Below are 22784 nucleotides of genomic sequence, written 5' to 3' on the forward strand. Positions count from 1 at the left end.
GTGGAGCGAAGCTCCATGGGGAGGGGGACCGGGCGAAGCCCGGTGGCGGGGCAATCAGCGCCGGTCAGCTCGCTCCGCTCGTGCCCCTCCACCATGCTGCGCATGGTCCCCCTCCCCATCGCCTTCGGCGACAGGGAGGATTGCAGGGCCGCTCCGGCCATGATGCCCCTTTGTCTTGGGGGTTGTTCCCGAAGGGCTTTGGGTCTCTGATGACCTTGTCCTGTCGGAGAAAAAAGATGCGTCGCCACAGCCTGATCGCCCTCCTCATCGGAGCCTTCGCCGCCACCGGCGTCGCCGCCCAGGAGCCCGACACGGCCGCCGCCGGCGACGCGGCCGCCGCTTATACGGTCGGGCGCTGCATCGTGCAGTCGAACCGTCCGGCGGCGGCCCGGCTGATGCAGGCGCTGCCGATCGGCGGCGACGGGGCCGGGCCGGAGGCGATGCGGATCATGGGCGAGGTCGGCTGCGGCGCGGAATCGCTCCGCTCGGATCAGGCGCTGATGCTGCGCGGCGGGCTCGCTCAGGCCCTGTTCCAAGCCGACTTCGAACATTTCGGGGTGGAGCCGCGCAATCCGCGCGCGATGATCGACCTCGGCCTGCCTGCGGAGACCGATCCCGCGTCGGACGGCAATCGCGACCTCTATCGCTGGTCGGACTGCGTCGTCCGCAACGACACCGAGAATGTGCAGCGCCTGCTGCGCACGCCGGTCGCCTCGCGGCAGGAGGCGCAGGTGCTCGGCGCGCTCGTGCCCTATATGCATGCCTGCGCCCGGCCGATGGCCCGGCTGGTGGTCGACGCGTCGGAGCTGCGCAGCCTGTTCGTGCAAAGCTCCTACCAGGCGATGTACCGTTACTGGTCCGGCGCGCTGCGCGAAGCGAACGCCGTGACCGAATCGCGGGGCGACCAGATCGTCTGCCGCCGCAATCCGGAGACGGCCTCGCGCGTCAACCACACGCGGATCTGCCTGTCCCGCAACGAATGGATCAAGCTGGAAAACGGCACGCGCGACGGAATGCTGGAGTTTCTCCGCCGCGCCACTCAGGGCGTCGGCCGCTGAGCGGTTGTCCCGGCGCGGGCGGAGCGGCTAGGCTGGTCTGACCAACGTGCGGGAGGCCGGCCGATGAGCGAGACACTCACTTTCTACACCAACCCGATGTCGCGCGGCCGCATCGTCCGCTGGATGCTGGAGGAGATCGGCGAGCCCTACGAGACGGTGGTGCTCGAATACGGCCCGGCGATGAAGTCGCCCGATTATCTGGCGATCAATCCGATGGGCAAGGTGCCCGCGATCCGGCATGGCGACGAGATCGTGACCGAGACGGCGGCGATCTGCGCCTATCTGGCCGACATGTTCCCGGACAAGGGGCTGGCGCCGCCCTGCGGCAATCCCCGGCGCGGCCATTATTATCGCTGGATGTTCTTCGCCGCCGGGCCGCTGGAGGCGGCGGTCACCGCCAAATCGCTGGGCCTGCTCGCGCCGCCGGACAAGAAGGGCATGGCCGGCTATGGCAGCTTCGAGGAGACGGTCGACTGCCTCGAACATGCGCTGAAGGCCGGCCCCTTCATCTGCGGTGATCATTTCACCGCCGCCGACGTCTATGTCGGCTCGCAGATCGGCTGGGGGCTGATGTTCGGGACGATCGACAGGCGGCCGGCCTTCGCCGAATATTCCCACCGGCTGCAGTCGCGCCCGGCCGCCGTCCGCGCGCGCGAACTGGACGACGCGTTGATGCCGAAGCCGGACAAGGAGGGCTGAGCGCAGCCCGGCGCGCTTAGCCGAGCGGGAGCTCGCGCTGGTCGGGCTCGAAGCGGCGCCAGCCGTTCGGCCCCAGCTTCTCAAGCGGGCGGAAGCGCGCCTTGTAGGCCATGCGCCGCGAATTCTCGACCCAATAGCCGAGATAGACGTAAGGCAGGCCCGCCCGCCCGGCGCGGACGATATGGTCGAGGATGATATAGGTGCCGAGCCCGCTGCGAGCCGTGTCCTCGGGCTCGAAGAAGCTGTAGATCATCGACAGGCCGTCGGCCTGCTGGTCGGTGAGGCAGGCGCCGACCAGCTTCCCCGGACGCCCGCCGCGCGAGGGCTCGCGATATTCCACGACGAAGGTCTTGACCGGGCTCTGCTCGATCATGTCGGCGAAGTCGTGCTCGTCCATCTCGACCATCCCCCCGGTGGGGTGGCGGGCGTTGAGGTAGCGGCGGAGCAGATCGTATTGCTCCTGCGTCGTCCAGGGCTTGCAGGCCGTGACCTCGAGGTCCTGATGACGGCGCAGCAGCCGGCGCTGGGTGGCGTTCGGCTGGAATTCCTTCGTGATGACCCGGACCGAAACGCAGGCGGAGCAGTCGATGCAGCTCGGCCGGTAGGCGACGTTCTGGCTGCGGCGGAAGCCGATCCGGCCGAGCGCGTCGTTGAGCTCGGCGGCATGGGCGCCGTTCAGCTCCGTGAACACCTTCCGCTCCGTCTTGCCTACCAGATACGGGCAAGGCGCCGGCGTGGTCACGAAGAAACGGGGGAAGCGGAACGGTGCGCTCACCTGGACTCCAGCGGCTGCTCGGTTGCAGCGATCCTTATGGCTCCGGCCGGGGCTCAATGAAAGGCCGGTTTACCGCATTTACGCCCGGGAACGGGCCGCGTTCCAGAGCGGGACGGAAGGCTCAGCGAATCTCCACGGGGTGGACGGCGAAGCCTTCCGCCTGAAGCTCCTCCTCCAGCCGGTGCAACTGCTGGGCGTCGCGCGCCTCGCATTCGACGTCGATGAAGGCGTCCTTGGCGGGCAGCGAGGTGAACACGCGCTGGTGGTAGATTTCCACGATGTTGATCTGGTGCCGGTCGAACAGGCGGATGACCGACAGCAGCGCGCCGGGCCGGTCCTGCAACTGGATGCGCAGGCGCGCCATCCGTCCCGCCCGGGCGAGGCCGCGCAGCAGCACGGTGGCGAGCAGGCGCGGATCGATATTGCCGCCGGTGAGGACCAGGCCGACGCTGCGGCCCTTCAGCCGCTCGGGATGGGCGAGGAAGGCGGCGAGGCCCGTCGCGCCGGCGCCTTCCACCACCGTCTTCTCGATCTGGAGGAGAAGGCCGATCGCGGTCTCGATCTCCGCTTCCGGCACCAGCAGGATGTCGTCGACCACCCGGTTGATGATGCCCGCGGTCAGGAAGCCGGGCGCCTTGACGGCGATCCCCTCGGCGATGGTGTCGCCCGCGCAGGGCAGCTTCTGCCGGCTGAACTTGGCGTACATCGACGGGTAGAGCTCGGCCTGGACTCCGATCAGCTCGATGTCCGGCTTCAGCGCCTTGGCCGCGGTGCCCATGCCGGAAATGAGGCCGCCGCCGCCGATCGGGATCACCAAAGTGTCGATCTGCGGCGCATCCTCCAGCAGCTCCAGCGCCACCGTGCCCTGGCCGGCGATGATCTCCAGATCGTCGAATGGATGGACGAAGGTGAGGCCGCGCGCCTCGGCCATTTCCAGCGCGTGGGCATAGGCCTCGTCGAACAGCTCGCCGTGGAGCACCACCTCCGCGCCATGGCCTTCGGTCTGGCTCACCTTGATAGTGGGCGTGGTGACCGGCATTACGATTACGGCGGGGATGCCGAGCCGGCGGGCGTGATAGGCGAGGCCCTGGGCATGGTTGCCGGCCGAGGCGGCGATCACGCCGCGCGACCGGCGCGTCTCGTCCATCAGCAGCAATTTGTTGAGCGCGCCGCGTTCCTTGTACGCCGCGGTGAACTGGAGATTTTCGAACTTCAGATAGACGTCCGCGCCGGTCATTTCCGACAGGGTGCGGCTGTGCATGGTCGGCGTGCGCACCACCGCGCCCGCGATCCGCGCCGCGGCGGCTTCGATGTCGGAAAGGGAGAGAGCAAGGTCCCGTGCGGTCGCGTCGTCGGCCATGGCGGCTCGCTAGACCCATCTGGCGCCGGAGGCAAACAGGCCCTATCGCACGATTATGGCACGTATCGCTTTCCTGGGGCTGGGCGTCATGGGCGCCCCGATGGCCCGGCACTTGGTGGAGGCGGGACACAGCCTCACCGTCTACAATCGCGGGATCGAAAAGGCGCTCGACTGGGTGGCCCGACACGGCGGCAGCCACGCCACCACGCCCGCGGCCGCGGCCGGCAATGCCGACGCGGTGATCGCCTGCGTCGGCGCCGACAAGGACGTGGAGGAAGTGACGCTCGGCCCGAATGGCGCCTTCCGCAACATGAAGGACGGCGCGGTCTTCATCGATCACACCACCGTCTCCGCGCGGCTTGCGCGGCGGCTGGCGGAGGAGGGGCGGCGCAACGGCATATTGTGCGTCGACGCGCCGGTGTCGGGCGGCCAGGCGGGCGCCGAGAAGGGGCAGCTGTCGATCATGTGCGGCGGCACCGAGGCCGCCGTGCTCCACGCCGCCAAATATATGAACGTCTATGCCGGCCGCATCGTCCATGTCGGCGTCGACGGTTCGGGGCAGCTCGCCAAGATGGCGAACCAGATCTGCATCGCCGGCGTGCTCCAGGGCCTTTCCGAAGGCCTGCATTTCGCCGAGGCGGCGGGGCTCGATCCGGACAAGCTGTTCGACGCGATCTCCGGCGGCGCGGCGCAGAGCTGGCAGATGGTGAACCGCTGGAAGACGATGTCGGAAGGCAGTTTCGATTTCGGCTTCGCGGTCGACTGGATGCGCAAGGATCTCGGCCTCGCGCTGGAGGAGGGGCGGGCGAACGGTGCCAGCCTGCCGCTCACCGCGCTGGTCGATCAATTCTACGCCGACGTGCAGGCGATGGGCGGCGCCCGCCAGGATACGTCGTCGCTCGTCAGGAGGCTGCGCAAGTGAAGATTCCGTTTCTCCCCTCCCGCGCGGGGAGGGGAGTTCTCGCCGCGCTCGCCGCCTTGCTGCTCGCCGCGCCGGCGCTGGCCGACACGCTGATCGACAATGTGCGCGGCTACACGCTGCGCGGCGGCGACCTCCATCGCTTCGGCGCGATGCTGGTCGGCACCGACGGTCGGGTGAAGGCGCTCTACGGCGAACGCGACCGGCGGCCGGAGCGGCCGGACTTCCGGCTGGACGGCAAGGGGCGGGTGCTGATCCCCGGCCTGATCGACGCGCACGGCCATGTGATGAATCTCGGCTTTCAGGCGCTGCAGCTCGACCTGTCCGACACCCGCTCTCTGGACGAGGCGCTGGCGCGGATCGCCGCTTATGCCGCGGAGAATCCCAGCCCGCGCTGGATCGTCGGCCGCGGCTGGAACCAGGAGCGCTGGGGCCTCGGCCGCTTTCCGACCGCCGCCGATCTCGACGCCGTGACGGGCAACCGGCCGGTCTGGCTGGTGCGGGTCGACGGCCATGCCGGCTGGGCGAACAGTGCGGCGATGCGCGAGGCGGGGGTCACCCGCGACAGCGTCTCGCCGCCCGGCGGCCGCATCGAGCTGACCGACCGGCGCCCCAACGGCATCTTCATCGATGCGGCGATGGGGCTCGTCTCCCGCGCCGTGCCGGCACCGGTGCCTCTGGAGCGCGACCGCGCGCTTGAGCTCGCCCAGCGCATCATGCTGTCGAACGGCCTCACCGCCGTCGCGGACATGGGCACGTCGGCCGAGGATTGGCTGGTGATGCGCCGCGCGGGCGATGCCGGCCGGCTCAGCGTCCGCATCCTGTCCTACGCCGCCAATGTCGAGCCGCTGCTGGCGGTGGCGGGCACGGGACCCACGCCCTGGCTCTACGACAGCCGGCTGCGGATGGTGGGGGTGAAGCTCTATTCGGACGGCGCGCTCGGATCGCGCGGCGCCTGGCTGAAGCAACCCTATCGCGACGCCCCGGGCGAGCGCGGGCTCGCCTTTCTCTCGGACGCGGCGCTGCGCAACCTGATGAGCCGCGCGGCGATGGACGGGTTCCAGGTGGCGGTCCATGCGATCGGCGACGCCGCCAACGCCCAGCTGCTCGATTCGATCGAGGAGCTGTCGGACACCTACAAAGGCGACCGGCGCTGGCGGGTCGAACATGCGCAGATCGTCGATCCGGCCGATCTCCCGCGCTTCGCCGCGCACGGCATCATCGCCTCGATGCAGCCGGTGCACCAGACCAGCGACATGCACATGGCCGAAGCGCGCATGGGCCTCGATCGGCTCGGCGGCGCCTATGCCTGGGCGAGCATGGTCGCGAACGGCGTGCCGCTCGCCTTCGGCTCGGATTTCCCGGTCGAACATCCCAACCCGTTCCACGGTCTCGCCGTGGCGGTGAGCCGCGAGGACGAGGAGGGCGCACCGCCCGGCGGCTGGCTTCCCGAGCAGCGCGTGTCGCTGGTCCAGGCGCTCGCCGGCTTCACCAGCAGCGCGGCCTTCGCCTCGTTCGCGGAGGACCGGCTGGGAACGCTCGAGCCCGGGCGCATGGCCGATTTCCTGTTCATCGACCGCGACATCTTCGAGGCGCGGGACCAGCGCGAGATCCGCGACACGCGGGTGCTGGAAACCTGGGTCGGCGGGCGCAAGGCCTGGGAGCGCGGCGGCGAATAGGCGTTCAGCCGAGCACCCGCGCCACCGCCTCCCGCCACCCGTCGAGCCGCGCCCGGCGGCGTTCGTCCGCCATTGCCGGCGCGAAGCTTTCGACGGTGCCGCGCATCGCGGCGGCTTCCTCCAGCGACCGGAACAGGCCGCAGCCGACGCCGGCCAGCATCGCCGCGCCGAGCGCCGTCGTCTCGACAAAGGCGGGGCGTTCGACCGCGAGGTCCAGCACGTCCGCCAGATCCTGCGCGATCCAGTCGTTCGCGGACATGCCGCCGTCGATCTTCAGCCGCTCCCAGCGCGCGCCGTCGGCGGCGAAGGCGGTCATCAGATCGTGGGTCTGGTGGGCCTGCGCCTCGAGCGCGGCGCGCACGATCTGCGCCCGTCCGCTGGCGAAGCTGAGGCCGAGGATCGCCGCCCGCGCGTCGGGCCGCCAGTGCGGCGCGCCGAGCCCGGCGAGAGCCGGCACCAGATAGACGCCGCCGCTGTCCTCCACCGACCGCGCGACCGCCGCCGTCTCCGCCGATCCGGCGACGAAGCCGAGCTCGTCCCGCAGCCATTTGACGAGGCTGCCGGCGACGAACACCGAACCTTCGAGCGCGTAGGCCTGCCGCCCGCCGAGCTGCCAGGCGATGGTGGTGAGGAGGCGGTGGCGGGAGGGTTGGGCGCGCGCGCCGGTATGGGTGAGGATGAAGGCGCCGGTGCCGTAGGTCGCCTTGGTGTCGCCTTCGCCGAGGCAGGCCTGTCCGATTGCCGCCGCCTGCTGGTCGCCGGCCATGCCGGCGATCGGGATCGCGCCGCCCAGCAGTTCGGGATCGGTCCGGCCGAAATCGCCGGCGCAGTCGACGATGTCGGGAAGCGCGCGCACCGGGACGCCGAACAGATCGATCAGCGCCGCGTCCCACATGCCGGTGCGGATGTCCATCAGCGCGGTGCGCGACGCGTTGGTCGCGTCGGTGACGTGGAGGCCTCCGGTCAGTTTCCAGATCAGCCAGGATTCGATGGTGCCGACGGCGAGATCGTCGCCCGCCTCGCGCAGCTGCGGCCAATGTTCCACCGCCCAGGCGATCTTGGAGGCGCTGAAATAGGGATCGAGCAGCAGCCCGGTCCGCTCCTGCAGCCCCGGCTCCTCGCCGCGCGCCTTCAGCTCCCGGCACAGGTCGGCGGTGCGCCGGTCCTGCCAGACGATGGCGGGGGCGAGCGGGCGGCCGGTGCGCCGGCTCCAGAAGGCGATGGTCTCGCGCTGGTTGGTGATGCCGATCGCCGCGATCCGGACGGCGCCGCCCGCGCGCTCGACCATCGCGCGCGCACAGGCGAGGCTCTTGTCCCAGATCTCGCCCGCGTCATGCTCCACCCAGCCGGGGCGCGGATAATGCTGGCGCAATTCCGCCTGCTCCACGCCCAGACAGGCGCCGTCCGGCGCGAACGCCATCGCCCGGGTGCTGGTCGTGCCTTCGTCGATGACGATGATGGTGTCGGCCATGGCCGATTGGTGCCACCAACGGCGCCCGGTTTCCAGCGCGCTCAAAAGGTGACGGTGATGATCAGCGTGTCGCTGTAGGTCCCCGCCGCGGCATTCTGGCCGGCCGGGATGCGGCCGTAGACCGGAACCGTGAAATGGCGCACGCCGCCGGTTACCGTTCCGGAGGGCGGCCGGAAGGTGGAGGAGCCGCCGGAGCCGTTGCCCCAGACGATGGTGCGCGCGACGTTGGTGAAGAGATTGTAGTTCAGCCGATGCACGCCGTTCTGCATGCGGCGCGGGGCGAAGCTGCCGGAGCCGCCGGCGTCGATCGAGATGACGGGCGAGGCGCTGGGATGGCAGCCGAGGTTGATCGTGCCGACGCCGTCGGTCGGGCCCGGATCGGAGAAGCTGTAGTCGCCGAAGGCGACGCCGCTCGCGCTGACCGTGCAGGCCGCGGCCGGGCTCGGGGCAAGGGCGGCCAGCGGCGCCAGCGCGAGCAGAAGACCGAGCCTAGCGCGCCGCATAGTTGGTCTCCTTGCGGCACAGGATGCCGTCCAGCCGCGGTTGCGGGTCGTCGCCGGGCGGAACGGTCGCGGTGAAGCGGCAGGCCTGGCCGCCCCAGCGCGCCGTCATCCGCGCCGCGCCTTCCCAGGCGGGCAGATAGACTTCGCCGCCCGAGACGGCGATCCAGCTTTCAGCGCCGCCGTCGATCGTCACCCGCGCGCCGGCGGGGAGGCGGCTGCCGTCCTCCAGCAGCACCTGCATCAGCACGCCGCGTTCGCGTCGCGCGTCGAAGCGGATGAAGGCGCCGGTGCGCGCGAACGGGCGGACGGCGACCTCGCCGCGCGCCAGCTGCACGTCCATCGGCAGGTCGCCTTCGTCGATGCGGATCATGTTCGCCTCGAACGGCCGCAAGGCGGGAATGATGGCGGTGCCGTCGCGGCCGGTGACGCCGACGAGCTGGTTGTCGGCATAAACCCGCACGCCCTCATGATCCCCGACCTTCACCGCCGCGAAGCTGGCGCCGATCGCGCGGGAGGCGAACAGCGCGCCGCCGACCGCGCCGACTCCGCCGGCCGCGGACAGGCGCACGCCGGTGCGCCCGCCCGAATGGCTGACATGGGCGCCGAGCGTCGCGACGCGCAGATTGTGGGTGTAGACCGCGTCCAACGTCTCCACTGGCCCGGCCGATGCGGCGACACGGTAGCCGCCGCCGGTGCCGAACGGCGGGTCCTTCTGGTAGGAAAGGTGCGCCGCGGTCGCGCCGCGGCGGTGCTCGACGCTCGCCGCCGCGCTGCGCCGGCCGCCGAGCGCCAGCGCCAGATGGCCGCCGATCATCGTCCACGCCTCGCCCGCCACCGCGCGCCGCGCGTAGAGATGGACCGAGGCGGAGCGGGAGACGCGGAACGAGCCCTGGATGCCGGCGATCTGCTCGTCCGGCCGGTCGCGATGGTCGCGGTGGACGAAGCTGACGCCGATCGCGCCGCCGCGGAACGGCATGTCGGCGAAGGCATGGGTGGCAAGGCGCGGCGGCACCTGGCCGTCGCCCATGCCGATGAAGGTGTAGCCGGCGCTGGCATATTCGGACCTGATGCCGAAGGAGAGGCCCATGGTGCGGCGCTCCGCGGAGGCCGCGACGCGATAGCCGGTGCCCCGCTCCGATCGGCTGACCGAGGCGGAGCCGCCGACGAGGGCCAGGTCGAACAGGCTGGCCGTCACCGCGACGCTGCCCATCTGCACCTTCGCATTGGCCTGGAGATGGGCTTCGCCGGTGACGCGGTCGGACAGGCCGTAGCGATGGGTGGTGGACGCCATCCAGCCGCCATAATCGTTGCTGGCGACGCCGAAGCGGCGGCGCTCCACCCCCGCCTCGAACGAGAAATCGTGAAGGCCGCGCCGCAGCATCTGCGCGGAGGCATAATAGCTCTGCTCGGTGACCACCTCGCGCCCCAGCAGGTCGCGGACCACCAGCTGCACCACGCCGCCGCCCGACTGGACCGGCACGTTGGTGACTTCGAACGGCCCCGGCCCCAGCGGCTGGCGAGATTGGAGGGCCGAGTTGACGTAGACGTCGACCACCGACGGCATGGCCGCGCTGCCCTCCAGCGCCGGCAGCGGCATGGTGACGAAGCCGGGCTGGACGGCGAAGTTGCGGGCATATTGGATGCCGGCGAAGCGGACCGGCGCGCCGCCTGGTCCGACGGAGGAGACGCCGTCGCCGATCCGCAGCGACACCATCCTGTCCGGCCGGTCGATGACCCAGCTCGTCTCCAGCCGCACGAGCCGGTCGGGACCGGAGCCCGCGCCGCCGACGAAGCTCGTCGTGCCGACCCCGCGCGGCGTGAACAGGCCGATCTCCGCCGCGCCATGGACGTTGGTGTCGCCGCGCGCATGTTCGAGGAACAGGTCGTAATTGAGGAAGGCGCCGGTGCCCGGCGGCGTCATTTCGCCGCGCGGGGCCTGGCCGATCGCCGCCGTCTGCCGCTCGAACGCGGCGGGCGCGGCTTCGACCGCCAGCGACTGGGCGGCGGAATTCAGAACGGCGCGCAGGCCCGGCACCGCGTCGAGCGGATACCAGGCCTCGCCCCCATGGAGAACGGGCGCGGCGGCGGGCAGGCGCAGGCGCCAGCGGCCGAACGCCGCCGCCGTGGCATAGAGGCGGCCGTCCGGCCCGCGCGCGAGCAGCAGCGGCTCCCCCGAAGGCACGCCGTTCACGCTGACGTCGAGCAGCGCCTCCTCCAGCGCCGGCGCGCCGGCCGCGCCCGCATCCGCGAAGGCGGCGGCATGGACCAGCGCCAGCAGCGGGACGAGGCACAGCCTAGTCCGCGCGGCGGGCAGCTTGCGCCGTTGCATCCTCATTCTCGCGCGCGAGCGACCGGAAGCGGCCGGCGTCGGCGATGTCGGGCCGGGGCCCGATCGTCCAGACCCGGCTGGCGCCGGGCAGGACGGTGCCGAAGGCGGTGCCGTCGGGATAGCGGATGCCGGTCGCGGCCGCCGCCTGATCGGCTTCGATGCGGACCCAGCCGGAGCCGCGATTGGCCGCTTCCACCTGCCAGGCGCCGTCCGCCGCGCGCCGGGCGCTCCAGACGATGTCGGCCATGCCGCCGGGCGGAAGCGAGGAATAGAGCGGAAGGTTGAGGCGCAGGGCGACCTGGATGCCGACGCCGGGATTGGCTTCGGGCACCTCCTCGATCATCAGCCGGTAGGCCGCGGGTCCCGCCGGGGCGCCGCGCAGGGCGACGCGCACCGTCTGGCTGCCGCCGCCCGGGATGGTGAAGACCGGCGGCGAAACGATCACCGCGGCCGTGTCGGTGTAGACGTCCTCGCCGCTCTCCTGGGCCCAGGCGAGCGGATAGGCGCGGATCGTGACCGGCACCTGTTCCATGTTGCGCACCACTACGCTGGCGGTGCGGCGCTGCTGGCTGATGTCGAGCCGAATGGGATCGACCTGCAGCGTTCCCGCCGCGGCGGGCGCCGAGACGGCCGCCGCGGCGAGAAACAAGGCGGAGGCTCCGCGGATCAGTCTTTTCTTGAGGGTGCCGATGTGCATCGCGAAGTCCTCCGCCCCGTCAGTAGCTGACCGTCACGGACACTGTGTCGGCATAGCTGCCGGCCGGCGCCGAGGTCTGGCCGGACGCGACCCGGCCGTAGATGGTCAGGTTCTGCGCCGTGCCGCTGCCGGTTCCGGTCAGCGCCACCGTGCTCGACGTGCCGTTGCCCCAGATCGAGGTGCGGGCGGCGTCGGTGAACAGATTGTAGTTCAGGAGGTTGGAGCCCGACGTCATGCGGCGGCTGGCCAGCGTCGCCCCCGTTCCCGAACCGGCGCCGGCGCTGGCGGACCAGCTGGTGCCGTTGGTGCAGGTGACGGTGATGCCGCCGGTGCCGTCGACGTTGGAGCCGCTCAGCGTGTTGACGCTGCCGAACGACACCGCACTCGTGGTGATGGTGCAATTGGCAGTGACGGTCGCGCTGACGGGAAGGCTGGAATTCGCGCTCTGGGCGACAGCCGGGGCGGTGAGGCCCAGGCTGGCGACCGTCGCAGCGAGCACCATGGCGCCTCCGCGTCCGACCCCCTTCAGGTTGGTGTCAGTCATGTCTTCCGGTCCTTCTCAGTTACGGAAGCCGGCCCCGTTTCCGCGCGCCGGCTGCCGGACGGGAGGGGAATCTCCGGTCCGACCTGCGGCTAATGCGGTATTAAGGTTAAGAAACTCTTGAGGACGCGCGGGCGCGCGGGCGCGCTGTCGCGGCGCTTGGTTGCCGGGAAAGCGATCTATTTCAGTGTATTGGGCGAAGGATCGGGCGTCGAGCGGACGCGCGGAGGCTCGTTAACCGGCGAAAAAATAGTCAGTAAGTGACCGTGACCGCGATCACATCGGAATAGTTGCCGGCCGCCGCGGCCTGGCTGGCGGGGATTTCGCCATGGATGGGGAAGGGCTGGGGCGCGCCCGTGCCGGTGCCGGTGAACAGCCCGGTGGCGCCGCTGCCGTCGCCCCAGGCCTGGCTCCGGTCCGCCGAGGTGTAGAGCGCATAATCGAGCGTGCCCGCGCCGCTCGTCATCCGCCGCGCGCCGGCGGTGCCGCCGCTGCCGCCGTCGGCGCTCGCCGACCAGCCGGTGCCCGGGGTGCAGGTGACGGTGAGGTTCCCGTTCGCCTTCGCGCCGGTCGCCGGATCGATGCTCCCGAAGGCGACCGGGTTCAACGCCACGGAGCAGGTCGGTTCGACGACCGCGCTGACGGAAAGGGTGGAGGTGACGCTCTCGGCGGCGGCCAGGCCCGGCATCAGGCCGAGCAAAGCGGGCGCGAAAGCGCGGAGACTAAGGCGGCGAAGCACGTCACGCATTGGAACACACACTCCAAACTGCGTCCGATCCTGCCTTGCGCGCGGTTGCCAAACCATGTGAGCTCCACCTGCGGACATCACGGGGGATTGCCAGCGCCGCTTCGGCGCGCGACACTCCTTGCGCGCGACGCTACGCTGATGGGGGACGGCGTTGAACTGCCAATTGGATCGCTTTGGCCGCCGTCCGTTCCGTTCCGGGACGCGCGCCGCCGCGCGGGCGGCGCGGTGAGCGACGCCCCGCCCAGCTTCGAACGCGTGGTCGCCGACTATGGCGGCCTCATCTCGCGCATCGCCCGTTCCTACGAAGCCGATCCCGCTTTGCGGGAGGATCTGGTCCAGCAGATCTTCCTCGCCATCTGGCAGTCGCTGCCCGGCTTTCGCGGCGATTCCTCGCTCAAGACCTTCGTGGCGCGGATCGCGCAGAACCGTTCCATCTCGCATGTGGCGCGTCAGGCGCGGCAGCCGGCCTCGGCCGAGCTTTCGCCCGAATTGCCGACATCTCTGCCGAGCCCGGAGGACCATGCCAACGAGGCGGCCGAGCGGCGGCTGCTGATGGACGCGACGCGGCGGCTGCCGCTGCCGCAGCGGGAAGTCGTGATCCTGCTTCTGGAAGGATTCAGCTATGCGGAGATCGCGGACATGCTCGGAATTGCGCAGAACGCGCTCGCGCTGCGGCTCAGCCGGGCGAAGGCGGCGCTGAAATCGATGCTGGAGCGGGGGGCATGAACGATTTCGATCTCGACAGGCTCGGCGGCCTGTGGCGCGCCGATCCGGACCCGGAGGAAATCCGGAGGCTGGAGCGATCGGCCGCCAAGGCGCGCAAACGCGGGCGGCTCGCGGCCATGCTGGATATGGCGCTCGCCCTCCTGATCGCCGCGGTGGTGATCGGCGCGGTGGCGGTCAATCCGGAGCGCCAGACCGTCATGGCGGGCGGCGCGGCCCTCCTCATCCTGCTGCTCAGCCATGTCCGCCAGCGCCGCCTGCGCGAGGTGGAGTTGCAGAGCCTCGCCAGCGACACCGGCACCATGCTCGACCAGTCGATCGCCCGGCTGGACGCGCGCCTGAAGCGGATGCGGCTCGGCCTCGTCGCGATCGGCCCGGCGACTTTGATCGGCGCGGTCTTCGCCTCGGCGCTGGATCAGAGCAGCGGCGGCGAATTCTTCCAGAATCTGTGGCGCGACGAGGGGCTGCGCGGGCCGGTGGTGATCGGCGCGGTGATGCTCGTCGCGGCGACCGTCGTCCAGATGTTCGTGTCGCTGCGCAGGTCCCGCCGCGAACTCGACCGGCTGCGCGAACTGCGCGCCGCTTATGCGCGCGAACAGAATGGCGGAACCGACAATAGCGTTTAGGAAAACCTCAACCTTTGTCTGCGAACCTCCCCGTGCCGAACAGTCGGCAAAGCCATTGGGGATGGAAAATGGAAAAGCTTCGCCTCGAAGTCGACGAGCTGCCGGAACTGGAAACCAAGGTTGGTGTGTCCGGATCCAGCAAGCAGCAGGAAGTCGGCGGCGCCGTGTGCATCGGCATCATCTGCGGCGTGATCATCTACTCCTGATCGTCAGGATCGGGCGCGGCGGCCGGCGCGGGCGCTTCGCCCGGCCGGCCGCTTCGCGGTGAAAGGCAGGCCATGATCGTCGGAGCCGAACTGCGCGAATGGCTGGACGACACCGCCCGCCAGGCGGCGGCCAAGCAGGCGGCGGACGAATTCGCCCGCGCCTGGCATGAAGGGCCGGTCCACCGCCGCTTCGCGGACGCGCTGACGGCGCTGTCCGACCGGAGCGCGGAAAGGGTGGCCGAGGCGGTCTGCAACCTGTTCGCCGACGACGGCTGGATCGGCGCGCTGGTCGGCTCCCTTGCGGAGCGGATGCGGGACAATCCCTGGTTCGAACCGCCGTTCCGCTTCCTCAACAGCGACATCCAGAGCGGCCTGCTGGTGTTCGAGCACGAACTCGTCTCGATCGCCGCCGGCACCACCGGCGCGGCCCAGCTCGCCGCCCGCAAGAACGTCACGCGACAAGGCGTGTCGGTCGCCTTCACCGGCTACGTCACCATCCTGAAATTCGTGCGCGCCGGCGGCGCCACTCTGTCCTTCTGGGAAGCCCCGGAAATCGACGAGGATTTCAACGCCGCCGAAGCGGGTCGCTGCGTCCGCACCGGCGCGCGCCGCATCGGGGACGGCGAGACGATCGTCGTCGACGGCCGCCGCCAGAGCTATGTCATCGAACATGCCGGGGCGAACATCCTGCTGGTCCAGGCCAACGTCCAGCCCGGCCATGCGCCGCTCAGCGTCGAATATGACGCGCGCACCGGCGCCTTCGTCGGCTGCAGCGCCTCCGACGACCGCGCCTCGCGCGTCCAGATGATGATGACCTTGCTGCGCAAGCTCGATCATCCCGAGGCCTTCGCGGCGATCGCACCCTTCCTCGAGGATCCGAGCTTCTTCGTGCGCTGGCACGCGATGCGCGAGCTGCTCGGCATCGACGCCGGCGCCGCCTATCCGCGCCTTGCCCGGATGGCACAAGCCGACCCCCACCCGGACGCCCGCCGCGCCGCCCGCGCGGTGCTCGACCGGCTGGTCGTCGCCCACCCCACGCTTGGAGGCGCCGCGACATGCCGCGCGTGATCGATTGCGAAGCGGCCGCGCCGCTGGAGCTGGGCGACGTCGTCGCCGCGCTCAACGACGCCGATTGGGACCCGCGCGACGAGGAGTCCTTCGCGGCGATGGGGCCGCTCCTCAAGGGGCTCGCCGCCAACCGCCGCTTCCTCGCCGACATCGCCGCCGCCGAGCTCAAGGACCGCTGCACCCGGCAGAGCCGCGAGAACCGCTATTCCTCGCAGGTGATCATGCTCCACCGCGCGTCGGAGCGCTATTTCATCCGCGCCAATTTTTGGCCGTCGGAGCGCGACAGCGTGGTGCGCACCAGCGGCGTCTCGCCCTTCTTCTACCACGTGCCGCACGACCATAATTTCTCGTTCCTGACCGTCGGCTATCTGGGGCCGGGCTATTGGAGCGAATATTACGAATATGACTATGAAGGCGTGACCGGCTATCCGGGCGAGAAGGTGGACCTGCGCTTCGTCGAACGGTCCCGGCTCGAACAGGGCAAGGTGATGCTCTACCGCGCCCACCGCGACGTCCACAACCAGCTGCCCGCCGACGAGATGTCGGTGTCGATCAACATCATGGAAGCCAGCGTCCGCCAGCCGCTGCTCGATCAGTATCGCTTCGACGTCACATCCTGCGAGATCGCCGGCGTGCTCACCAAGAGTTCGACCGAGGCCTTGCTCGCGCTCGCCGCCAACAGCGGCGATGCCGATGCGCGCGACGTCGCCGAAAGCATCGCCGCGCGCCACCCGTCGGACCGCATCCGGTTCAGCGCGCTGAAGGAGCTCGCGCTCGCCGAGCCGGACGTCGACGCGCGCCTCGCCCGCCTCGCGCGCGGCACCGCCGATCCGAGCGGCCAGGTCGCCGCGCTGAGCGCGATCGAGCTGCGGCGGCTCGAGGCGCACCGCGCCTGGCTCGAACGCCCCGCCTGAGCGGCGGGCTCAGCGCGCCAGCAGCACCCGCGCCTGCGTGGCGATCTGGGCCAGCATGGCCGCGCTGGTGGTGGACGCGTTGCGCGCCCGGTCCACGGTGCGGCGGAACTGGTCGATCCGCTGCCCCTGCGTCGCCACCCAGGCGTTCACGGCCGCCTTGGGATCGTCGCTGCGGCGCCGGTCCAGGAAGTCGAGCCGGAGCTGCTCGAAGTCGCGGGCGAGGCCCGCCGTCAGCAGCCGCTCCCACTGGTCGCGCGCCTGGAAGCGGTTGGCCGCGGCCTGCGCCCAATCGAGCCCCAGCGCCTCGCCCAGCTTGGTATAGGCCTGGGTGAGGGCGATCTCGTCGGTGCCGAGCTTTTGGCCCAGCATCGCGATGCCGATGCCGCCGTTCAGTTCGAACAGCTGCACGATCCGGTCGACGATCTCGGCCGGCGCGCCCATCTCGATAAGCCGGCCGCGCTGCGCCGACGCCTGGGCGCGCGGCTCGTCGCGCAGCAGCCGGCCGAGCGAGCCGCGCAGCTTTTCGAGACCCGGCTTCAGCTTGGCGACGATCTCGCCCGGAAGCAGGTCCGGCGAGGTGCAGCGCAGCAGGTCGGCGACGTGGAGCTGCAGCCCCTGGCTCGCCTGGTCGAACAGCTCCAGCCGCACCTCCTCGGGCGCGTCGAGCGTGTCGAGATCGCGCCAGAGCGCCGCCATGTCGAACAATCGCTCGGCCGCCACGAAGGCCACCGCCGCCTGGCCGAAGGACGCGCCTTCCTCCTCGGTCAGCGAGAAGGGCGCGATGATGCCCAGCCGGTTGACGAAGCGGTTGGCGACCTTGGTCGCGATGATCTCGCAGCGCAGGCGATGCTCGAGGATCGCGTCGCCATGGCGCTCCTGCATCTGCGGCGGGAAGGCGTTGCACAGCTCCGGCGTGAGCGTCGCATCCTCGGTCAGCTTGCTCGCCTCGATCGCGGACTGGAGCCGCATCTTGGCGGTCGACAGCAGGACGGCCAGCTCCGGCCGGGTGAGGCCGCGATTCTCCTGGGCGCGGCGGAGCAGTTCCTCATTGCCCTCCAGCCCCTCGACGGCGCGGTTGAGGCGGCCGGATTCCTCCAGCACCTCGATCACCCGGACGAGCTGCGGCAGCGACTGGGCGCCGCCCCGCTCCGCGATCGACAGCGCCAGCGACTGCAGCCGGTTGTCCTCCAGCACGAGCGCGGCGACCTCGTCCGTCATGTCGGCGAGGAGGGCGTTGCGGTCCTCCATCGACAGCCGGCCCTCGGCCATTTCGCGGTTGAGCGGGATCTTGATGTTGACCTCGTTGTCCGAACAATCGACGCCCGCCGAATTGTCGATGAAGTCGGTGTTGATGCGCCCGCCGGCCTGCGCGAATTCGATGCGGCCGGCCTGGGTGATGGCGAGGTTCGCGCCCTCGCCGATCGCCTTGGCGCGAAGATCGCCGGCGTTGACGCGGATCGGGTCGTTGCCCGGATCGCCGACGTCGCCATGCGTCTCGGCGCGGGCCTTGATGTAGGTGCCGATGCCGCCGAACCACAAAAGGTCGACCGACGATTTGAGGATCGCGGTCATGAGCGCGGTGGGATCGATCTCCTCGGCGGAGATGCCGAGCAGGTCCCGCATCTCGGGGCTGACGGGGATCGACTTCTGGCTGCGCGGGAAGACGCCGCCGCCCTTCGAGATCAGCGCCGCGTCATAATCCTCCCAGCTGGAGCGGGGCAGGTTGAACAGCCGGTCGCGCTCTTTCCAGCTCGTCGCCGGATCGGGATCGGGATCGATGAAGATGTGGCGGTGGTCGAAGGCGGCGACCAGCTTGATCGCCTTGGACAGCAGCATGCCGTTGCCGAACACGTCGCCCGACATGTCGCCGACGCCGGCGACGCGGATCGGGTCGGTCTGGACGTCGACGCCCATCTCGCGGAAGTGGCGCTGGACGCAGACCCAGGCGCCGCGGGCGGTGATCCCCATCGCCTTGTGGTCGTAGCCGTTGCGGCCGCCGCTCGCGAAGGCGTCGCCCAGCCAGAAGTCGCGCGACACAGCGATCTCGTTGGCGACGTCGGAGAAAGTGGCGGTGCCCTTGTCGGCGGCGACGACGAAATAGGGGTCCTGGTCGTCGCGGATCGTCACCTGCGCCGGATGGACGACCTCGCCCTCCACGATATTGTCGGTGACGGACAGAAGCGCGCGGATGAAGATGCGGTAGCTATCCGTCCCTTCGGCGATCCAGGCGTCGCGATCGCCGGACGGCGGCAGCTGCTTGGGATAGAAGCCACCCTTGGCGCCGGTCGGGACGATCACCGCATTCTTGACGAGCTGCGCCTTCATCAGGCCCAGGATCTCGGTGCGGAAATCGTCGCGCCGGTCGGACCAGCGCAGACCGCCGCGGGCGATCGGGCCGCCGCGCAGGTGAATGCCTTCGACGCGCGGCGAATAGACCCAGATCTCGCGCCACGGCACCGGCGCCGGCAGACCCGGGACCAGGCTGGAATCGAGCTTGAAGGCCAGCGCCTCGGTGCCCGCGGGCGCGAAGGCGTTGGTGCGCAGCGTCGCCAGGATCACGCCGCGGATGAGGCGCAGAATGCGGTCCTCGTCGATCGCCGCGACGCCCGACAGGCCGTCCGCGATGCGCCGCTCGGCCTTCGCCACCGCTTCGGCGCGGCCGCCTTCGGCCGCCGGGTCGTGAAGCGCGTCGAACAGCTCGATGAGGCCGTGGGCGACGTCGGGCGCGCGCCGCAGCGCCTCGACCACCGTCACCAGCGAGTAGGACAGGCCGGTCTGGCGCAGATAGCGGAACCAGGCGCGGAACAGCACCACGTCGCGCGGCTTCAGCGCGGCGGCGACCAGCAGCTGGTTGAACGGATCGTTCTCCGCCCGGTTCTCCAGCACCGCGGCGATGGCGCGCTCGATCGTGTCGGCGCGCTCCATGATCTCGTCCGGGTCGGTCGCGCCGGGCAGCTCAAGCCCGAAATCGTGGATGAAGCCGAGCGCGCCGCCGTCGAGCGGGGTCGGCTGCTCCTCCAGCACGCGGAAGCCGAAATTCTCGAACACCGGCACCGCCTCGGACAGCGGGATGACGGCGCCCAGGCGATATGTCTTGAGGTGGAGCTCGCTGCCCGACAGGCCTTCCTTGCGGAACAGCCGCGCGTCGCGCGCCGAATCGTCGCCCAGCTCGCAGATGCGCAGCACGTCGTGCGCCGCTTCCTGCGGGCCGGTGCGGATCCGGTAGCCTTCGGGGAAGTCGTCGACATAGGACAAAGCGAGGCGGGTCGCGCGGGCGGTGCCGACGATCTCGCCCAGCGCCTCTTCGACGCTCGGCTCCCAGCCGCGGACCATCGCCACCAGCTGCTCGTCGAGCGCGGCGGCGTCCGGGATCTCCGATCCTTCCTGCATGTCGAGCGTGTAGCGGATGAGCGCGAGGCCGCCGTCGCCGAGCTCGACCGACCAGCTGGAGGTGCGGGCATGGGCCGCCAGCTCGAGCATCTTCGCGATGGTCACGCGGCGGCGGGTGGTGAGCTCGTCGCGCGGCAGCCAGACGAAGGCGAACAGGTGCCGGCGCAGCGCGCTCGGCAGCAGCATCATCGTCGGGCGCGGCCGATCGGCCAGCGACATGGCGGTGAGCGCCAGCGCGCGCACGCTGTCGGGCGGCAGGCTGACCAGCAGGTCGCGCGGCAGCGAGCCGACGGCATGGCGCAGCGCCTTGCCGCTGTGGCCGCGCGGATCGAAGCCATATTCCTCTTCCAGCCGGCGCAGCCGCTCGGACACGAGCGGCACGTCCTGCGGCGGCGTGTTGAGCGCGGCGCTGGTCCACAGGCCCGCATGGACCGACAGGCGGACGATCTTCCCCGCCTCGCGATGGGGCACGATGACGAGATCGAACGGCACCCGGCGGTGGACGGTGGACAGGCGGTCGGCCTTGATCACCAGGGGCTCGGCGCCGCCCTCTTCGAACCAGCGCACCGCGGCGGCGCAGGCGTCGATCCGCCACAGCGGATCGCCGGGCAGCTTCAGCAGGCCCATCGGCTCGGTCGGCGCCTCGCCGCCGCACTGATATTGGTGGCCGAGCAGGGTCATCGCCCCGTTCGCCCACCATTCCAGCAGCCTGCGGCCTTCGGCATCGGACACGCGCTCCGCGTCGGCACGCATCGTCGCCTGCATCTCTTCCCAGTCGCCCACCGCCGCGCGGACGTCGGCCAGCACGCGGTGCAGCTCCGCCACCAGATCGCGCCGTTCCTTGGCGTCGGCGCGGTCGACCTCGATATACATGATCGATTCGCGGCGGCTGCGGTCGTCGCACAGCGGCTCGACTGCGCTCAACGTGCCGTCCGAATCGCGGGTGACGCAGACGACCGGGTGGAGGAGGCGGTGGATGATGAGGCCGCGCGCCGCGATCGTGTTGGCGACCGAATCGACCAGGAACGGCATGTCGTCATTGGCGATGCAGATGCGCATCCGCCGGTTGCCGAGCTGGCCGCCGAGCGATTCCAGCCGCACCAAGGCGATGCCGTTCGGGCGCCGCGCCGCGCAGGCGGCGATGAAGGCGGCCGCCTCGGCGCACTCCTCGGCCCCGAAATCGGCGACTTCGCCGGGCAACGCCCCTGTCATCAGCGCCCGGCTGAGCGAATCCAAAAGCTGCTGGTCAGCGGGACCCTCCGCTACCATGCTCTGCGCGTCCATATTGTCGGCTCCCGGCGCCCGTCGGCGCGTCTGTGTCGGATTTGCGGCGCCTATAGACCCGCCCCCGATGGAGGGGCAAGGCCCGGAGCCGCCGGTCCGCGCCGGGAACAAGGTGAATGTCAGGCGCTCTTGCGCAGCGCCTGTTCGGTGACCTTGGGATCGGCGACCGCGGCGACGATGGCGAGGCGGTGCGCGCCTTCGCGGCGGGCGACCAGCAGGACGAACTCCTCGTCGCCTCCGGCCTCGCTTCCGGCCTCGATCTCGACGCTGGCGAAGGCCGGCTTGGCGCGTAGCCGGTCGCGTATCTCCTCGGCGCGGCCGGGACGGGGCGCCGGGCGCCGGGCGGCGCGCTCGGCCTGGACGACGCCCTTGAGGCCGCCGTCATGCGCCTCGATCCGCGCGGCGAGCGCGCCGAGCGGCACGTCCTGCCGCTTCGCCCAGGACAGAGCGGCGGCGAATTCGGTGAGGCGGGTCTTGTCGTAATCGGCGCCGAAGACGAGCTTCACCACCGGGGTCATCGGGGCGCGGGCCTGCGCCTTCAGCCCGGCATCCTCGAGGATCTCGGCATAGTCTTCCGGCAGGGCCTCCGCCGCGCGGGCGAAGTCCCAGGCGAAACCGAGCGCGCGGTAGAGCGCGGCGCGGCTGCGATGATCGGCCGCGCGCGCCGCCTCGGCGGTCTCGCGGGCGAGGCACAGGCGGTCGGCCAGAGCGGCGTCGTCGGGAAGCGCGCGGGGCGCGTCGGCCTCCGCGTCCGCCGACCCCTCGTCCGGCCAGAGGCTCAGCGTCTCGGTGTCGCGCGCGGCCTCGGCCGGGGCGGGGACGCCGGGCGCCTCGATCTCCGACAGGTCGGCATTGGGGCCGTCCGCCCAGCCGCGGCAGTCGCCCAGCTTCGGCGCGGCGGCGATGGCGCGGTCGACCTGCGCGGCCAGCACGGCGGCGGTGTCGCTGTCGGCCAGCTCCTTCCAGTTGATGACGCCGTAGATGAAGTCGATCTCGTCGCCTTCGGCGGTGAAGGGCATCAGGATGCCGCGATACATGGTGTTGCGCCCGCGGCCATTCACGAACTCGGCTTCGAAGCCGATCGGCGCGCGGTTGGCGATGATCTGGAGATAATGGTCGGTGAGGCGGGAGAGGAGCGAGCGGCCGGGCACCTGGCTGATCCGGCCGATGTCGCCGTCGAGCCCGCATTCATATTGCAGCGCCGGGCCGACGAAGGTGATCGCCGGATCGTCGATGCCTTCGGAAAAGTCGAGAAGGACGCTGTTCGGGCCGAAATCGGACAGGCTCGCCGGATCGAGGTCGCGGATTGAGGGATAGGCGCGGCCGTCGAGCAGCGACACCCAGTAATTGTAGGCGCGCACATGCATGCGCCGTTCGTCGGTGCCGATCTCCGGGGGCGCCTCCAGCGCGGCCTCGTCCTCGGCCGCGGCGGCGAGCCCGGGGTCGTCTTCAAATCCGCGGTAAGTGTCCATGTTGCGTCCCTGCAGCCCCGGCGATGGATGCGCACCCTGCACCCGGCATGGTTGAAATAGGGTTAAGCCTCGCCGCGGCGCGCCGGCGCTTGTCACGGACCCGGCCCGCTGTTAAGGCGCCGGCTTCCGCACGGAAATGCCGCTTTAGCTCAGCTGGTAGAGCACATCATTCGTAATGATGGGGTCGTGGGTTCGAGTCCCCCAAGCGGCACCACCTTTTCCAAGATCCGCCGGAAATCCCAAGTTCGCGCGCGCTCATCAGCGGTCGGATCGGCGCGCGCGGCCGCTCCGGACGGCGCAAGCGGATGGCGGGGCGGCCGAC

General features: G+C 70.5%; 19 protein-coding genes and 1 tRNA gene. 10 read left to right on the forward strand and 10 right to left on the reverse strand.

Translation table 11 applies throughout. The features are described 5' to 3' along the window. The first annotated feature begins 236 nt into the window (after positions 1 to 236). Both ACK4K7_RS04110 and ACK4K7_RS04115 read left to right on the forward strand, forming a co-directional pair. Positions 237 to 1058 carry a hypothetical protein gene (locus ACK4K7_RS04110; RefSeq protein WP_431863954.1) on the forward strand — a complete coding sequence of 274 codons (822 nt, stop codon included), beginning with the start codon at positions 237 to 239 and terminating at the stop codon, positions 1056 to 1058. A 63-nt stretch (positions 1059 to 1121) separates the two neighbouring features. Then, positions 1122 to 1757 (forward strand): glutathione S-transferase family protein, encoded by a 636-nt coding sequence (locus ACK4K7_RS04115; protein WP_431863955.1) that lies wholly within the window; start codon positions 1122 to 1124, stop codon positions 1755 to 1757. Between the two features lie 16 nt (positions 1758 to 1773). On the opposite strand, the gene ACK4K7_RS04120 is transcribed toward ACK4K7_RS04115, so the two are convergent. Beyond that, positions 1774 to 2532, reverse strand: a complete 759-nt coding sequence (locus tag ACK4K7_RS04120; protein WP_431863956.1) for an arginyltransferase — start codon at positions 2530 to 2532, stop codon at positions 1774 to 1776. Positions 2533 to 2653: 121 nt separating this feature from the next. Next, on the reverse strand, positions 2654 to 3892 hold the full coding sequence (locus ACK4K7_RS04125) for a threonine ammonia-lyase (protein WP_431863957.1): 1239 nt from the start codon (positions 3890 to 3892) through the stop codon (positions 2654 to 2656). Positions 3893 to 3947: 55 nt separating this feature from the next. Between ACK4K7_RS04125 and ACK4K7_RS04130 the strand changes: the two genes are divergently transcribed. Both ACK4K7_RS04130 and ACK4K7_RS04135 read left to right on the forward strand, forming a co-directional pair. Next, complete coding sequence (locus ACK4K7_RS04130; RefSeq protein ID WP_431863958.1) at positions 3948 to 4814, forward strand: NAD(P)-dependent oxidoreductase; 867 nt, start codon at positions 3948 to 3950, stop codon at positions 4812 to 4814. Continuing rightward, positions 4811 to 6490 (forward strand): amidohydrolase, encoded by a 1680-nt coding sequence (locus ACK4K7_RS04135; RefSeq protein ID WP_431863959.1) that lies wholly within the window; start codon positions 4811 to 4813, stop codon positions 6488 to 6490. The genes ACK4K7_RS04130 and ACK4K7_RS04135 overlap by 4 nt, the downstream gene beginning before the upstream one ends. Positions 6491 to 6494: 4 nt before the next feature. Here the strand turns inward: ACK4K7_RS04135 and glpK are convergent, their stop codons facing one another. The 6 genes from glpK to ACK4K7_RS04165 all read right to left on the reverse strand — a co-directional run bounded on the left by glpK (position 6495) and on the right by ACK4K7_RS04165 (position 12779). Continuing rightward, positions 6495 to 7961, reverse strand: a complete 1467-nt coding sequence (gene glpK, locus ACK4K7_RS04140; protein WP_431863960.1) for a glycerol kinase GlpK — start codon at positions 7959 to 7961, stop codon at positions 6495 to 6497. 41 nt (positions 7962 to 8002) lie between these two features. Further along, positions 8003 to 8464: a Csu type fimbrial protein gene (locus ACK4K7_RS04145; protein WP_431863961.1), complete on the reverse strand. Its 462-nt coding sequence runs from the start codon at positions 8462 to 8464 to the stop codon at positions 8003 to 8005. Next, positions 8451 to 10799: a fimbria/pilus outer membrane usher protein gene (locus ACK4K7_RS04150; protein ID WP_431863962.1), complete on the reverse strand. Its 2349-nt coding sequence runs from the start codon at positions 10797 to 10799 to the stop codon at positions 8451 to 8453. The genes ACK4K7_RS04145 and ACK4K7_RS04150 overlap by 14 nt, the downstream gene beginning before the upstream one ends. Further along, complete coding sequence (locus ACK4K7_RS04155) at positions 10759 to 11490, reverse strand: fimbrial biogenesis chaperone (RefSeq protein WP_431863963.1); 732 nt, start codon at positions 11488 to 11490, stop codon at positions 10759 to 10761. Before ACK4K7_RS04155 ends, ACK4K7_RS04150 begins: the two co-directional genes overlap by 41 nt. Before the next feature lie 19 nt (positions 11491 to 11509). Continuing rightward, the gene (locus ACK4K7_RS04160) at positions 11510 to 12034 is read right to left on the reverse strand and encodes a Csu type fimbrial protein (RefSeq protein WP_431863964.1); all 525 of its coding nucleotides are present in this window, start codon (positions 12032 to 12034) and stop codon (positions 11510 to 11512) included. 250 nt (positions 12035 to 12284) lie between these two features. Beyond that, positions 12285 to 12779 (reverse strand): Csu type fimbrial protein, encoded by a 495-nt coding sequence (locus tag ACK4K7_RS04165; RefSeq protein WP_431863965.1) that lies wholly within the window; start codon positions 12777 to 12779, stop codon positions 12285 to 12287. A 225-nt stretch (positions 12780 to 13004) separates the two neighbouring features. On the opposite strand from ACK4K7_RS04165, the gene ACK4K7_RS04170 reads away from it, so the two are divergent. From ACK4K7_RS04170 to ACK4K7_RS04190, 5 genes are all read left to right on the forward strand, one after another. Continuing rightward, the gene (locus ACK4K7_RS04170; protein WP_431863966.1) at positions 13005 to 13505 is read left to right on the forward strand and encodes an RNA polymerase sigma factor; all 501 of its coding nucleotides are present in this window, start codon (positions 13005 to 13007) and stop codon (positions 13503 to 13505) included. Next, positions 13502 to 14128: a hypothetical protein gene (locus ACK4K7_RS04175; protein WP_431863967.1), complete on the forward strand. Its 627-nt coding sequence runs from the start codon at positions 13502 to 13504 to the stop codon at positions 14126 to 14128. The genes ACK4K7_RS04170 and ACK4K7_RS04175 overlap by 4 nt, the downstream gene beginning before the upstream one ends. A gap of 68 nt (positions 14129 to 14196) precedes the next feature. Next, positions 14197 to 14334 carry a hypothetical protein gene (locus ACK4K7_RS04180; protein ID WP_431863968.1) on the forward strand — a complete coding sequence of 46 codons (138 nt, stop codon included), beginning with the start codon at positions 14197 to 14199 and terminating at the stop codon, positions 14332 to 14334. 72 nt (positions 14335 to 14406) lie between these two features. Continuing rightward, positions 14407 to 15402 (forward strand): HEAT repeat domain-containing protein, encoded by a 996-nt coding sequence (locus ACK4K7_RS04185; RefSeq protein ID WP_431863969.1) that lies wholly within the window; start codon positions 14407 to 14409, stop codon positions 15400 to 15402. Beyond that, complete coding sequence (locus tag ACK4K7_RS04190) at positions 15390 to 16316, forward strand: transposase (RefSeq protein ID WP_431863970.1); 927 nt, start codon at positions 15390 to 15392, stop codon at positions 16314 to 16316. Before ACK4K7_RS04185 ends, ACK4K7_RS04190 begins: the two co-directional genes overlap by 13 nt. Before the next feature lie 9 nt (positions 16317 to 16325). Here ACK4K7_RS04190 and ACK4K7_RS04195 read toward each other — a convergent pair whose 3' ends face one another. Both ACK4K7_RS04195 and ACK4K7_RS04200 read right to left on the reverse strand, forming a co-directional pair. Beyond that, entirely contained in the window at positions 16326 to 20990 is a 4665-nt protein-coding gene (locus tag ACK4K7_RS04195) for an NAD-glutamate dehydrogenase (protein ID WP_431863971.1), read from the reverse strand. A gap of 119 nt (positions 20991 to 21109) precedes the next feature. Then, a complete protein-coding gene (locus ACK4K7_RS04200) occupies positions 21110 to 22462 on the reverse strand; it encodes a PAS domain-containing protein (RefSeq protein WP_431863972.1) in 1353 nt (450 codons plus the stop codon). Positions 22463 to 22600: 138 nt separating this feature from the next. Here ACK4K7_RS04200 and ACK4K7_RS04205 point away from each other — a divergent pair. Beyond that, positions 22601 to 22676, forward strand: a tRNA-Thr gene (locus tag ACK4K7_RS04205). Positions 22677 to 22784 lie beyond the last annotated feature (108 nt).

The sequence above is a fragment of the Allosphingosinicella sp. genome, assembly GCF_046295735.1.
In the GTDB taxonomy this organism is placed as follows: Bacteria; Pseudomonadota; Alphaproteobacteria; order Sphingomonadales; family Sphingomonadaceae; genus Allosphingosinicella.

Bases quoted from the DNA above. Each gene is read 5' to 3' on its own strand.
- ACK4K7_RS04130 (WP_431863958.1), top strand. From the start codon at position 3,948: ATGGCACGTATCGCTTTCCTGGGGCTGGGCGTCATGGGCGCCCCGATG.
- ACK4K7_RS04200 (WP_431863972.1), bottom strand. From the start codon at position 22,462: ATGGACACTTACCGCGGATTTGAAGACGACCCCGGGCTCGCCGCCGCG.
- ACK4K7_RS04155 (WP_431863963.1), bottom strand. From the start codon at position 11,490: ATGCACATCGGCACCCTCAAGAAAAGACTGATCCGCGGAGCCTCCGCC.
- ACK4K7_RS04145 (WP_431863961.1), bottom strand. From the start codon at position 8,464: ATGCGGCGCGCTAGGCTCGGTCTTCTGCTCGCGCTGGCGCCGCTGGCC.
- ACK4K7_RS04165 (WP_431863965.1), bottom strand. From the start codon at position 12,779: ATGCGTGACGTGCTTCGCCGCCTTAGTCTCCGCGCTTTCGCGCCCGCT.
- ACK4K7_RS04190 (WP_431863970.1), top strand. From the start codon at position 15,390: ATGCCGCGCGTGATCGATTGCGAAGCGGCCGCGCCGCTGGAGCTGGGC.
- glpK (WP_431863960.1), bottom strand. From the start codon at position 7,961: ATGGCCGACACCATCATCGTCATCGACGAAGGCACGACCAGCACCCGG.
- ACK4K7_RS04175 (WP_431863967.1), top strand. From the start codon at position 13,502: ATGAACGATTTCGATCTCGACAGGCTCGGCGGCCTGTGGCGCGCCGAT.
- ACK4K7_RS04160 (WP_431863964.1), bottom strand. From the start codon at position 12,034: ATGACTGACACCAACCTGAAGGGGGTCGGACGCGGAGGCGCCATGGTG.
- ACK4K7_RS04110 (WP_431863954.1), top strand. From the start codon at position 237: ATGCGTCGCCACAGCCTGATCGCCCTCCTCATCGGAGCCTTCGCCGCC.
- ACK4K7_RS04195 (WP_431863971.1), bottom strand. From the start codon at position 20,990: ATGGACGCGCAGAGCATGGTAGCGGAGGGTCCCGCTGACCAGCAGCTT.
- ACK4K7_RS04185 (WP_431863969.1), top strand. From the start codon at position 14,407: ATGATCGTCGGAGCCGAACTGCGCGAATGGCTGGACGACACCGCCCGC.
- ACK4K7_RS04125 (WP_431863957.1), bottom strand. From the start codon at position 3,892: ATGGCCGACGACGCGACCGCACGGGACCTTGCTCTCTCCCTTTCCGAC.
- ACK4K7_RS04115 (WP_431863955.1), top strand. From the start codon at position 1,122: ATGAGCGAGACACTCACTTTCTACACCAACCCGATGTCGCGCGGCCGC.
- ACK4K7_RS04180 (WP_431863968.1), top strand. From the start codon at position 14,197: ATGGAAAAGCTTCGCCTCGAAGTCGACGAGCTGCCGGAACTGGAAACC.
- ACK4K7_RS04150 (WP_431863962.1), bottom strand. From the start codon at position 10,799: ATGAGGATGCAACGGCGCAAGCTGCCCGCCGCGCGGACTAGGCTGTGC.